Consider the following 13,101-nt stretch of genomic DNA (forward strand, 5'->3'; position numbering starts at 1 on the left):
AAAAATTAACGACAAAGAAGGAGCCTGAAGGCTTCTTTTTTGATGGCAGGGAGTTTTTTTATTTTTAAATTTGTTTTATTTTATTTTATGATAAGTCATAATTCTTATATTGTAATTCTATGATTAGACCTATATAAATATAGGTCTTTTCTTTATATCATATTGATACAAAGTCTTTTATGTTATTGCAATAGCTAAATACACTATCTATATTTATTTTTTATTAGGAGGAGAAATGTTATTAAAAGAAATCGTTGAAATTTATAATTTACTTGATAGTTCCGAAGTAACTGGGTATGACATCAAATCATATTTAAGTAATATTAGTAATAAAAACGTTGATATCAACGTTCATACATTAAAGGTAGAAAAAGGAAGTACCGATTTTGTTAGAATTACAATTCCAGGTACGAACGGAAAGATCAATGGCGGAAACGCTCCTACTCTTGGAGTATTAGGAAGACTTGGAGGAATTGGTGCTAGACCGGAAGTTACTGGATTTGTTTCAGATGGCGATGGAGCCTTGGCAGTATTAGCAGTTGCTGCAAAAATACTAAACATGAATAGCAAGGGCGACTTATTAAAAGGAGATGTTGTTATTTCAACCCACATATGTCCAGATGCTCCTACTATTCCTCATAATCCAGTTCCTTTTATGGATTCCCCTGTAGACATGGCAACTATGAATTCAGAAGAAGTTAAAGGAAATCTTGATGCTATTATTTCAGTTGATACAACAAAAGGTAATAGAATTATAAATCATAATGGGTTCGCCATATCTCCTACGGTAAAAGATGGTTTTATATTAAAAGTTTCAGAGGATTTATTAGATATCATGGAAAGAACAACAGGAAAGTTACCTAAAGTCCTTCCTATTACAAACCAAGATATTACCCCTTATGGAAATAATATTCACCATATTAACAGCATTATGCAACCATCCACTGCTACTAGTTCACCTGTAGTTGGTGTAGCAATAACTACTGAATCCATTGTAGCAGGGTGTGCAACTGGTGCTACCAACCCCTATGATGTGGAGCAAGCAGCTAGATATGTTTTAGAAGTTTGTAAAGATTTTGGAGAAGGTAAAGTATCTTTTTATGATGAAACTGAATGGGACATTATAAAAAAACGATACGGAGATTTAAAAATATTGCAAACTCTTGGAAATAACATTTAAAAATAAATATTTAAAGGAGGTAAGATTGTGAAAGAAAATAATATTGGATACTCCATAAAGAGAGTTGAAGATCATGAAAGAGTAGGTTGGAAGGCACCATTGTTTAATATATTGGGTAGCAATGTAGCAATCTCTGAATTGATGGTTGGAGGAGCCCTTGTTGCTGGGATGACTTTTAAACAATTGATAGCGACTTCGATAATAGGAAACTTAATGCTAGTGTTCATTCTAATATTACAAGGTAATATAGGAATGAGAGAAGGCTTAGATACCTACTCCCTTGCAGAAAGTACTTTTGGATTGAAAGGCGGTAAGTGGATCATATCATTAATATTGGCAGTTACTAGTTTTGGATGGTTTGGGGTGCAAGCTGGTGTAGCAGGGTTATCTCTACTTAGGATTTTCCCAAATTTAAATTTGACTATTTCTGTAATAGTATTAGGTCTACTAATGATGTGTTTTGCAGTCTTAGGTTTTAGTGCAATGGCAAAATTCAATTATCTAGCAGTTCCTCCACTAATTATTATGATGATATGGGGAATGTTTAAGGCATTAAGTGCTAATGGATTTGAATCTATTTTATCGTATACACCAGCATCTCAAATGACAATTGTTGAGGGACTTAATATAGTAATTGGTGTTGTAATTGTTGGAACAATTATCTCACCTGACCAACTTAGATATACAAGAAGCTTAAATGACATAGTAATTATATCTGTAATAGGATTTGCTTTGATATCTCTTTTTCAGCAAGTATCTGCAGGTGTCTTGGCAATGGATTCACCGTCTTGGGATATAACTGAGGTTTTAGAAAATCTTGGATTTAATTGGGTTGCTTTTCTTATATTATTATTAGCAGCCTGGTCAACTAATGTATCTAATGCATACTCAGGTGGACTTGCATTAAATACAGTTTTTCCTAACATGAAAAGAGAAACTCTTACAATAATTGCAGGTTTAATTGGAACAGCTATTGCTGCAAGTGGAATAATATTTAAATTTCAAGAATTTCTTGGTTTGCTTAGCATGACAATATCTGGAATAGCAGGAGTAATGTGGGTAGACTATTATATATTAAATAAAAAATCATTGAACTTTAAAGAAGGAACTAACGTTGTTGCTGTATTAAGCTGGATAGCAGCATTTGTTGTTTCATTTTTAACTGATAGATATGGTATTTTCATACCACCTATAAACGCAATAATTGTGGGAGGACTGTTATATTATTTATTAATGTCAATTAAAGAAAGGATAAAAAATGACTAGAGAAGTAAATATTGGAATTATTCAATTTGAATCAGTATTAGGAGATGTTGAGGCTAATGTCTCTAAAGCAGTTCAATTAATAGAAGAAGCAGCAAAAAAAGGGGCAAATATAGTTGTTTTACCTGAACTATTTGCAACAGGATACAATTTAGAAATTTTACAAGAAAGAATAGCTGAGTTGAGTATTGAGTATTTTAACTATACCTATGATTCTATGGCAGCTGCTGCTAAAGAAAATAACGTATATTTAATCGCCTCTTTTGGTGAAGTTAGAGAAGTTCCTGGAATAGTATATAATTCTGCCATCGTTTTTGATGATGAAGGGGAAAAAATGGGCAGTTTCGCAAAAAGTCATCTTTGGTTTAGAGATAGACTCTATTTTAAAGAAGGAAATGACTATCCTGTATTTGAAACAAAATATGGAAAATTTGGAATTGCAATATGTTATGATATGGGATTTCCTGAAACATTTAGATCTTTAATGTTACAAGGGGCAGAAATGATATTTGTACCTGCCGCTTGGAGAATAGAAGACGAAGATATGTGGAATATGAATATTCCACAAAGATCTCTTGAGAATATTTTATTTACTATAGGTGTAAATAGATATGGTATTGAAGATAATCTTCATATGTTTGGCAGATCTATGGTGGCTAATCCAAGAGGAAAGATTATCCATGAATTACCTAAAGATAAAGAGGCTGTTGAGGTGGTAAAAATTGACTTGGATGAGGTAGACAAGTATAGAACTCAAATATCTTATTTAAGAGATAGAAAACCACACATATATGGGAAATTGACTGAAATTAAATAAAAGCATTTTGATTAAAGCTTAGCTTTTTTAATTCTTATTAGAAAGCTAAGCTTTAATAGTATCATTTTATAAATAATCTTTATAGGATATCTGAAATTTCTTTTGATAAAATTAAAAGCATAAGATCTTTGCTATTTTCAAAACAATAGCCTGTTAATTCTTCTATTTTATTTAATCTATATCTTAATGTTTCAACATGTACATGAAGTTCTTTTGCCGTATCTTTTCTAATCATATTATTTGATATAAATGAACAAAAAGTAAGATATAGCTCAGTGTTGTGTTCATGATCGTACACTTTAATCTTGTCAACTATATCATTAACAACTTCCTTCCCATTCATAGTATCTGCTAAATCAAATATTATCTTTTCCTTAGGGAAATCTTCAATAAAGTATATTGTCCTTTTGTCCGTTTTTGAAATTTTTTCAGCCTCATCTAACGATAAATTAATTTCTTTCAAATCTTTTTTTAGATATGATACTCCAATTTGTAGATACTTATTTTCTGGATCTAATTTTTTTATTAGATTAAAAAGAATATTTTGTAACTTATTTCTTTCAATATGGCAAAATATTGCCATCCCATCATTATAAGTATTAAATAAAAAATAGCTATTCAATTTAAACTCTAAAAATTTTCTTATGTCTGAATTAGCTACTATTTTTTCATCTTGCCTAAAATAAACACAATAAAATTCTGAACTTTTCCAATTTAAATTAAAAATTACACTATCTAGAAAACTTTGACTATGATTTTGATTTTGAAGTAAAATGTTTGTAATTATCCTATGATTCTGACTGATATTATAAAGAAATGTTTGTTCCAAATACAATTTGTTTTTAATTAATGAGATAGCATAAGTTATACAATTATTTTGAAAGTCATTAAGTTGAACTTCTTTTTCTAGATAAATATATCCCAAATTCTCAGTTGTATTAATTGGCAAATAAAGAAAGTTACTTTGTTCATTGTCCAAAAATCTCGTATACCTAACTTCCTCACCTATCAAATTAGTTACTTCTTCCAAAATTTTTTCTAGTCTTATGTTTTTAGAGTTTAAGTTTAACAATTTATTATATGCCAAGTTTTGCTCTATGAGGTTATTTGTCTTTATATTAAAAAGAAACTCATAGAAGTTTCCAACAATTTTAGAATAAGTTGTCTCTTTTCTCAATATAATTAAAGGAATACCATATTTATCAGCATCGTTTAATAAATTATTATCTATTTCTCCAAAATATCTACCTATTTTTATACATATTGCAGCTACTTTGTGTTCGTATGCACTCTTAATAAATTCAGACTTATACTTTTTCTCATTGATGAATGCATATCCTGCTGTTAAAACTATCTCATTTCCCTGAAACCAGCTTACTCCATCTGGTGTTTCTAAGACTACAACATCTTTCGCTTTGTTTTTCAAGCCGTTCATACCCGCTACTAAATTGCAATCCCCAAAGCACTCATTTTCTAATAAATCCTTTATTGTAATGTAATCTCTCATTTTTCCCTTTCTTATTTTATAAAAATTGTAGTAGTTTTATTAATATACTAAACAGTTATCTTGCTTTAAGTTTTAAGCCTTTAAAGCTTGTTATTTTAAACTTCTAAGTTTAAATAGTAAATAAATTTTTAGAATGTTAAATTTTGTTTCTTTTTAAATACTTCTTTCCTATTTATTTCTCTTGTCTTCTCTTATAATTAAAAAACTTCACCTAGTCTTATATTTTTACAATTTTTCTGCCTAAACTTTATAAGGTTTATGTGCTGGTATCTCTAACAAAATATGGCTGTGGTCTATAAATAATTCTGCTTATGTTATTTTTGTCCCTTTATAGTCAGCAAGTCTCGTAAGATTTTTCCTATATCTGTTTTTTTCTTCCATAAATAATTTACCATCTATATTTTGGTGCAAATACTATATGATATTTTCAATTCCATTTTTTATGTGATAAACTATTATTATCCACGTGGATAACCCCTCTCATTTAATTAGATCGATAGATAAATCTATTTTAACATGATTGAAGTTTTTTTGCTTAAATCTAAAGTAATCATTCACCAACATAGGTTGGTAAACCCACAATGAAAATTACCCAGACATTGCCGTCTGAGCCACTTATTAGTCCTTGTTTTTCTTAATCAACACTATTTATTAAATAGACTAATTTAATATCATGTTCTATAGTCCAATTAAAGCTTTCCCTACTAAAATAATTACTTTATATTATAGAATGAATTTCTTAGGCATACTGCATTTGCAAATACAGCCTCAGCATATACACAATCTACTACTGGAAGCCCAATCTCTTTTTCAATAATTGGAGCAAATCTCGTTGTAGACAAACCAGTACATGCGAAAACTAAAACTTCAGCACCTTTGTTTTTTAAATTTTCACAATGAGCTAGAACTTTATCTAGTCCATAGCTTTTCATAAGATCGGTAGTATTATTTATATTAGGTATAAAAGGTTCACCAATAACATCTTTTCCTATATACTTTACATATGATTTTGGTAGGTTTCTTGTTATACCAACTATGCCTACTTTATTACCATAAATTTTACTAAGTAAAGCCGCACTTTCTCCTGCACCTATTATTGGTATACTCATTACATTTCTAAGTTCTTCTAAAGCTGGATCTCCTGCACAAGAAACTATTATTACATCTTTATTTGAAAATTTGTTTTTAGCAAGATCAATAATTTTTGCTTTCGCTATTTCTTCTGTGTTATCATCATAAATTCCTTTTGGCTGGTCCTTAATCGCTAAAGATTCTACTTCCATGTTAGAAAAATTTTGTTCGATAATTCTACCATGAGAGTTAAGAATTTCATTATCTTCAGTTGACAATACTCTAATTAAACCAACTTCAAACATTATGAACACCTCCTATTTTTCCTTTATAATCTCATCTACCTCTACTAACAAATCTTTATCGAACATCGTAGATGCTAATTTTAAATTTTCTTTAGTTACCCCAATTACTATTACTTCCATATCTTCTTTAATTATGTAACTTAATATAGGTTCAAATGTATACTTAAAATCAATTTTATAGTAATATATATCAGAATTAAATGAATCTAAAAAAATTACTACAGTTATACCTAAAACAAAAGAAAAGATTAAAATGCAGAAATTCTCTTTCTTTTTTCTCTTTACTCTTCTTATATTTTATTATATAAGAGGTTTTAGTTTTCATATATAGGCTTAATCATAGAATTTTTATTGGTTTTATATGTACTATCATAGTATCCTAACATACCTTTTGATTGAATTAATGGCATAATCTGTCTACAATTATTTAATAAGTATCTGCCTTGTAGTGTTTTCTATTCTATATAATTTATACTTCAAAATTTCGACATGTATATGAAGTTCCTTCGGTAATTTATATCTTATTAAATCATTTGTGATATACGTTGAAAAAGTTTTATGTAATTTTGAATTATAATCATAATAATATTTTTTATTATTTGTAAACTTGAATAAGATTTATTTCCCATTATAAGTTTCTATTAGATTCATAAATGCATATCTAACTGTCAAACTATTTCACTACCTTTAAGCTATACTGTACCAGCTGGAGTTTCTAGTACAACTACATTTCTGGCCTTGTTATTTAATCCATCAAATCTAGTTATTATATTAGAGGCTCCTAAACACTTATTGTTTAATAATTCTTGAATCGTAACAAAATCTTTCATGTTTTTCCTTTTAATTAATTTTATTTTCCGAAATTATCTCACATTATGTTAGAGTAGTGTATTAAATTTAAAACACCCTCTTAAAAATATTTTTAAGAGGGTGTTTCTGTAAGTCATCTAAAACAAATTTTCATTATTTATTACATACTTAGGACATTTTACTCTTAGTGTAAAAACTCCATTTACAACTTGAGAAATTTGAATGTCGCAAGTAGCACTTAGTAATCTATAAGCATCTTGAAAGTCTAAATTTAATTTCTCTTCCAATATTTCTACCATTTCTGCAACAGCTGTTTTAATAGCTTCATCTATCGTATCTCTAGTTGCTATTGTATATATACAATCATCTCTCTCAACTTTAGGCATATTTATCGTTCTATTTTTTATTAATTCAACTTTTAGTTTTACTCGTCCTGCAGTCTCTAGGCCAACTCCACTTAACTCTCCATCTCCCATACAAGCATGAAGATCTGCAACTGATAAGTTAGCTCCATCTTGAAATATAGGTAAATAAACTGTAGACCCTATAGTAATTATCTTGGTGTCCATATTTCCGCCATGATCACCTGGCTTTGCGCAGTGTATAGGATCATTTTTTGGAGATACACCTATAACTCCAATCATTGGTGTTAATGGTAGAATAATATTTTTAGAAAAATAGGCCTTATTGTCTTTAATCGGTATTATTTTTGTGTCAGCTTCTGAAATCTTATCACCTAATACTCCAAGTCCAGGAGAAGTTACCATAACACCGTGATTATCAAATTCAATATCTAAAATTTCCACCTTTAAAATATCATTTGTAGTTGCACCTTCTATAGCTATAGGACCTACTGCAGCATCCATTATTGAAATATCAATGTTTGGCCTAAGATCATGCTCTGTTTTTATTTGTCCACTATAACAGTCATCTGTTTCAACCCAAAAAGTTTCTCCATCTTTAACAAAATAAACAGGCTTATCATCAGGTGAAAAATGATAAATTACATTATTTTTACTTAAAATTTGCATAAATTTACCTCACTTTACCAGCCTACAGGAAGTAATCCTAGCATACTTAAGATTGCATATATTGCTCCTGCACAAAATATTACTATTAATAAAATTTGCACAATATTACTAGCAATCCATCCACATGTCCATTCAGGTTCTTTATCACCATTTTTTCTAGCTCCTCTAATCATAAGTACAGGCACTATTGACATTATAATTCCACCAAATGTACCTGCTAAAAATATAGCATCAACAAAACTTACAGTGTTGGAATAAGCTAAATAAAATGATGGGACGACTATTATTGCTATAATTAAAATTCTAGTTTTTATATCACTGTCGTCTTTAAATTTAAATTTATCAATTATATTAGATACAAAACTTCCTGCAACTGCCCAATAAGAAGTCATCATTGCAAAAAGCGCAAAAATATTCCCTATAAATAGGGCCCAATCTCCAAGTACTCTACCCCAAGCAATTGTTGCTACTTCTGTAACATTTTCTGGACCAGCTAAAGCCAAAACAGCAAGTGGAACAGCACTAAGCATTATAAAAGTTATAACCATACCTGTTATAATTGACGGAGCTAGCTCTTTTGGTCTATCCTTTAAACCTCTAGCAAGTTCAGGTACAGAATACTGTGCGATGTAACAGAATAAAGCAACGTTAAAAACTGGTACTGCATTTCTCCAACTAGTATAGATAACGTTATTAATTTCAGCTTTACCCGATAGGAATGACGCTAAAACTATCACGATAAGTAACACTATCATACCAAAACTAACTACTTTTTCTCCAACACCTGTAGCTTTTAATCCTAAATAAACAACTATAACTGCTGGAATTGTAAATAAGATACTGCCTAAATGTAATGAAATACCAAATAATTCATTTAATATCGCTCCGCTTCCAGCCGTATAGGAAATTAAACATCCTATTGCATTTGCAGCGACTGAAAAAAATATAGCCCATGAACCTACTGATCCTACATATTTTTCTGCTAAACCTGGAAGTTGCATATTTTTTTCAGTTCTTAGTGTGGACTCAGCCACATACAACATTGAACAAGTTGTAAAGAATCCGGCAATTATTAGCCACATTACTAATATTGGCCAACCAGCTAATCTAGCAGAATAAGCAAGTCCTAATACTCCAGCTCCTATATTAGCTCCTACTATAGTCATTGAAGCTTCCCAAAATGTTAGCTTATGCGTTTTTAACGCTTGAATATTTTCATTTCTTTTATTATCCATTTTTAAACCCTCCTGAAAAATTTATAATTTTTTTAATTATCAATTACAGAAACATTGGTATCACTCCCTAAAATCTAATATTTCAAATAAAGTTTTCTATTTTTAGTATATCAAATTTAAAAAGTTTTTAAAATGCTTTTTTAAAAATTGTCTTTGTTAAAAGTCACAAATATTTTACGTAATTTTTGCTTAATGTCATAATTCTTTTACAATTTCTTCTTTTGCTCTTGAATTTTATAAATAACTATGGTATTATAAAGTTCCTGTGGTGGTATCGCCAAGTGGTAAGGCACAGGTCTGCAACACCTTTACCGCCAGTTCAAATCTGGCTACCACCTCCATTAGCAGCTTGAAAGATAGCTGCTTTTTTTATACAATAAATTAGGTGATTAAATGATTAAGGGAATAATTTTAGATTTAGACGGCCTTATTTCAGATACAGAAAGGCTGCACATGAAAAGTTTTCAAAAGGCCTTTAGAGAAAAAGGCATGGAGATTTCTGACGACTTTTATAAAAAGCACTGGATCCAAATTGGTTACGGAACTGAAGATGTTTTAAAAATCCTAGGATCAGACCTAGAAGCTGATGATATTAGGGCAATTAAAAATATTCACTATGAAGAATATCTCCACTCTGACCTTCAGCCAATGCCTTACATTTATGACTTTGTCAAATATTTTTATGGCAGGGTTCCTATGGCAGTTGCATCTGCATCAAAGGGCTTTGATGTTGAATTTATTTTAAAGGCCTTGGACCTAGACCAGTATATGGAATTTTTTCTAGCAGCTGATGACGTTAAAAAGAGAAAACCTGATCCAGAAGTTTGGCTGCTGGCTGCAAAAAAATTAGGCTTAAAGCCATCTGAATGTATAACTTTAGAAGATGCAGAAAAAGGTGTTATCGCTTCAGCCTTGGGAGGAATAAAATGCATAGCCATTCCAACTCCTTATACAGCTGACAATGATTTTTCTAAGGCAACTTATATAGTAAAAAATCTTAAAGAGGCCATCCCAATAATTGATGACCTTATTAAAGCCTAGACCTTGAAAAACTTTTTTATTAGGTCTATAATAAATTTATAAATAAATATAGTCCAGGGGAGCAAGTGCTGAGAGGAGACTTTGGTCTCGACCCTTAGAAGCTGATGCGGATAATGCCGTCGGAGCGAAGTCACTAATTTTTTTCTTAACTACTTGCACTTGTGCTGGTAGTTTTTTTGTTTGCCTGGCAAGGAGGAAATAATGAAAAATAATTCAACAAGAAAAATGGTAATGGCAGGACTAATGATTGCCCTATCAACAGTTTTATCTTATGTAAAAGTTTTTAGGATGCCTCAAGGCGGATCTATAACTGCAGGTGCCATGGTGCCAATAATTTTATTTGCAATACTTTACGGCCTTAAAGACGGATTTTTCGCAGCCTGTATTTACGGAGTTATTCAATTTATGTTAGGCGGCTTTGTCCTTCATCCTGCATCAATTATTTTAGACTATGTTCTAGGATATGGAATGATGGGACTAGCAGGAATCTTCCACACAGAGACTAAGGATTTAAAAAGAGCCTTACTTGGCGGTTTAGTCGGCGGATTTATGAGATTTGTAATGTTAGTACTATCAGGAGTTATAGTTTGGGGATCTTATGCCCCAGAAGGCATGAACGTCTGGAGATATTCAATAGGCTACAACGCAACTTATATGATTCCAGAAATAATTTTAACAGTAGTACTAATTGCCATTGTCTACAACAAGGTATTTGATACAGTAAACAAATAAGATCAAAAAAATAAAGACTTAGGAGGTCAATTTCCTCTTAAGTCTTTTTTGTGTTTATTTTTCTTCTATCCAAGCAGCCCACGTCTTTTCATCTACTCCAACTGTAGCTCTTTGTTTATTTCTAACAATAGGCAGTTTTAAAAGCTGTTGGCTGTCTAAAAGTTTTTCAAATTTAGTTTCATCTGGAGAATACTTAATAAGTGCCAGGGCGTTTTTGTCCTTGGCCTTAGGGTCAATTATTTTGTCAAGATCTCCTAAAGCATTAACTACGCTAGTTAGCTCTCCCTTGGACATTGGTTTTTCTTTTATATTTATTACTTGAACTTTTATATTTCTCTCTTTAAAAAATCTCTCAGCCTTTTTTGTATCAAAAGACTTGGTCGATCCGAAAATTTGTATATTCATTGGGCCTCCTTTAGTGGATTGGTCCTATTTTATTGAAAGGATAGTATCTAAAAACTCCCCTGCCGTCAACAGTATTAATTGGAATTTCTCCAAAATACCTAGAGTCAATGGACTTGTTGACCTGCCTGTTGTCTCCAAGGACAAAGAGCTTGTCTTCGCCTACCTTCCAAGAACTTTCTTCTTGGATAAAGGTATAGATGCCATCTTCAATATAATACTCTTCTAATTTTTTTCCATTTACATAGACGTAGCCATCTTCGATTCTAACTTCGTCACCTTCAACTCCAATAACTCTTTTAATATATTCCTTGCTAGGTTCAATTGGAGATTGAAAAACAATTACATCTCCCCTAGCAGGATTCTTAAAAAAATACTGAATCTTTAATGTGATTAACCTGTCTCCATGTTCTAAGGTTGGGTTCATAGACGGTCCATCAATTTGTACAGTATTAAAAATAAAGGTCTTAATAAAAAATGCCAAAACAATAGCAGAAACTAAAACCATTATCCAAGATCCAATTTCATGCATAAGATTAAATTCTTTTTTATCCATAACTTACCTGTCTTTCAAAAATTTTTAACAACTTCTATTATACAACATAAATATTTATAATGTAAGGTGCAATTAGATTTTTGGCTAAGTGAGAGGAAATATGACGTGATAAAGGGGACACACCTGAAGGAATGTCCCCGAAAGTGTGCAGGGGACTGTCCCTTTGGTCCTGTCCCCGGTAAAGCCACAAAGTTTTATAAATGAGGAAACACCTGACGGCAGTCAGATTCTACCCAGTCGGTGATAACGTGAGAAAGGGGGACACATCTGAAGGAATATCCCCAAATATTAAACAAAAATAATAGGGTCAGTCCACAAGGGACAGACCCATACATAATCTTAATTTATTCTCTTTGCTGCAATAATAAATCTTCCGTCTTCTGTATGGTAGGAACAAGTTGAGAGAATTAAAATTTGTTCCCTGTCCCTTGGCCCTTCAGCTGCAATTAGAGAATTGGCTGTCAAATAATTTACTAAATCTTCGTAATCGTAATCTTCTAAGTCACCTGAATATTCATAGTAGGCCAGGTCGTTTTCAACTGGAACCTTGACCTTTAAACTTGCAAAGACTTCATAAGTTCTCTCTTCATTAATAGTCGTAAAAGAAAATCTCTTGTGGTCTTCAAAAAATTCTTGGTCCTTGTAGGAGTCAAGCTGAGAAAACATTGTGCCGTTAGACATATTGTGGGCATAAATTATAAACATATCAGAATCCACGTCGCCGTTTACTCCAACAAAAGGAGTTCCACTTAAAGAATATTCTTTATCAAAGCCCCTTCTCATATAAAATCTAGGCTGGTCTTGCGTGATCATAACAGGATAGTCAATGGCAGTACCTTCAATTTTTAACCACCCGCAAAAATCAGGATTGGTCTCTTTAAGAACTTTATATTTTGTAAAGTCAGGTTTTGGATCTTCCTTAGTTTCTACTTCAACCTCTACTTTTATTGGTTTTGATTTCGGTTTATCTTTTGTGATCTCTACTGTCTGCCTTAGGTTTTCAAAGGCTTCTTCTTCTTTTATTCCCTTGTATCTAATGCTTATAAATTTTGATAGCGACCCAATAAGGCCAAGGGCAAATATTATTATTAAGACTTTTAGTAGTTTTGATTTTTTCTTCATTATATCTCCTATGTAAATGAGAACTAGAC

13 protein-coding genes, 1 tRNA gene and 1 riboswitch are annotated in these 13,101 nt (G+C 31.4%); of the genes, 6 read left to right on the top strand and 8 right to left on the bottom strand.

Annotated features, from left to right (window positions below; translation table 11 throughout):
* Positions 1-235 precede the first annotated feature (235 nt).
* Genes BN2667_RS07325 through BN2667_RS07335 form a run of 3 tightly spaced genes read left to right on the top strand, consistent with a single transcriptional unit; the run spans position 236 to position 3,260 of the window.
* Positions 236-1,180, top strand: coding sequence for a DUF1177 domain-containing protein (locus BN2667_RS07325; protein ID WP_054252680.1), 945 nt, complete (start codon positions 236-238; stop codon positions 1,178-1,180).
* Between the two features lie 27 nt (positions 1,181-1,207).
* On the top strand, positions 1,208-2,446 hold the full coding sequence (locus tag BN2667_RS07330; protein ID WP_242848722.1) for a cytosine permease: 1,239 nt from the start codon (positions 1,208-1,210) through the stop codon (positions 2,444-2,446).
* Positions 2,439-3,260: a nitrilase-related carbon-nitrogen hydrolase gene (locus BN2667_RS07335; RefSeq protein WP_054252681.1), complete on the top strand. Its 822-nt coding sequence runs from the start codon at positions 2,439-2,441 to the stop codon at positions 3,258-3,260. The genes BN2667_RS07330 and BN2667_RS07335 overlap by 8 nt, the downstream gene beginning before the upstream one ends.
* Positions 3,261-3,339: 79 nt before the next feature.
* Here the strand turns inward: BN2667_RS07335 and BN2667_RS07340 are convergent, their stop codons facing one another.
* The 5 genes from BN2667_RS07340 to BN2667_RS07355 all read right to left on the bottom strand — a co-directional run bounded on the left by BN2667_RS07340 (position 3,340) and on the right by BN2667_RS07355 (position 9,219).
* Positions 3,340-4,767: a PucR family transcriptional regulator gene (locus BN2667_RS07340; RefSeq protein ID WP_054252682.1), complete on the bottom strand. Its 1,428-nt coding sequence runs from the start codon at positions 4,765-4,767 to the stop codon at positions 3,340-3,342.
* 713 nt (positions 4,768-5,480) lie between these two features.
* The gene (locus tag BN2667_RS07345; RefSeq protein ID WP_054252683.1) at positions 5,481-6,143 is read right to left on the bottom strand and encodes an aspartate/glutamate racemase family protein; all 663 of its coding nucleotides are present in this window, start codon (positions 6,141-6,143) and stop codon (positions 5,481-5,483) included.
* Positions 6,144-6,835: 692 nt separating this feature from the next.
* Positions 6,836-6,973 carry a hypothetical protein gene (locus BN2667_RS09370; protein ID WP_156191369.1) on the bottom strand — a complete coding sequence of 46 codons (138 nt, stop codon included), beginning with the start codon at positions 6,971-6,973 and terminating at the stop codon, positions 6,836-6,838.
* Positions 6,974-7,090: 117 nt separating this feature from the next.
* Positions 7,091-7,984 (bottom strand): acetamidase/formamidase family protein, encoded by an 894-nt coding sequence (locus tag BN2667_RS07350; protein ID WP_054252684.1) that lies wholly within the window; start codon positions 7,982-7,984, stop codon positions 7,091-7,093.
* Positions 7,985-7,998: 14 nt separating this feature from the next.
* A complete protein-coding gene (locus tag BN2667_RS07355) occupies positions 7,999-9,219 on the bottom strand; it encodes an aromatic amino acid transport family protein (RefSeq protein WP_075967907.1) in 1,221 nt (406 codons plus the stop codon).
* Positions 9,220-9,486: 267 nt separating this feature from the next.
* Between BN2667_RS07355 and BN2667_RS07360 the strand changes: the two genes are divergently transcribed.
* The 3 genes from BN2667_RS07360 to thiT all read left to right on the top strand — a co-directional run bounded on the left by BN2667_RS07360 (position 9,487) and on the right by thiT (position 10,992).
* Positions 9,487-9,560, top strand: a tRNA-Cys gene (locus tag BN2667_RS07360).
* Positions 9,561-9,612: 52 nt separating this feature from the next.
* Positions 9,613-10,260 carry an HAD family hydrolase gene (locus tag BN2667_RS07365; RefSeq protein WP_054252685.1) on the top strand — a complete coding sequence of 216 codons (648 nt, stop codon included), beginning with the start codon at positions 9,613-9,615 and terminating at the stop codon, positions 10,258-10,260.
* Positions 10,261-10,305: 45 nt separating this feature from the next.
* Positions 10,306-10,405: riboswitch (TPP riboswitch) on the top strand.
* A 56-nt stretch (positions 10,406-10,461) separates the two neighbouring features.
* Positions 10,462-10,992, top strand: coding sequence for an energy-coupled thiamine transporter ThiT (gene thiT / locus BN2667_RS07370; RefSeq protein WP_054252686.1), 531 nt, complete (start codon positions 10,462-10,464; stop codon positions 10,990-10,992).
* Between the two features lie 54 nt (positions 10,993-11,046).
* Here the strand turns inward: thiT and BN2667_RS07375 are convergent, their stop codons facing one another.
* From BN2667_RS07375 to BN2667_RS07385, 3 genes are all read right to left on the bottom strand, one after another.
* Complete coding sequence (locus tag BN2667_RS07375; protein ID WP_054252687.1) at positions 11,047-11,397, bottom strand: arsenate reductase family protein; 351 nt, start codon at positions 11,395-11,397, stop codon at positions 11,047-11,049.
* Positions 11,398-11,407: 10 nt separating this feature from the next.
* The gene (gene lepB, locus BN2667_RS07380; protein WP_075967908.1) at positions 11,408-11,950 is read right to left on the bottom strand and encodes a signal peptidase I; all 543 of its coding nucleotides are present in this window, start codon (positions 11,948-11,950) and stop codon (positions 11,408-11,410) included.
* A gap of 339 nt (positions 11,951-12,289) precedes the next feature.
* Positions 12,290-13,072, bottom strand: coding sequence for a class B sortase (locus tag BN2667_RS07385; protein WP_054252688.1), 783 nt, complete (start codon positions 13,070-13,072; stop codon positions 12,290-12,292).
* Positions 13,073-13,101: the final 29 nt, after the last annotated feature.

Source organism: Neofamilia massiliensis, assembly GCF_001299475.1.
GTDB lineage: Bacteria > Bacillota > Clostridia > Tissierellales > Peptoniphilaceae > Neofamilia > Neofamilia massiliensis.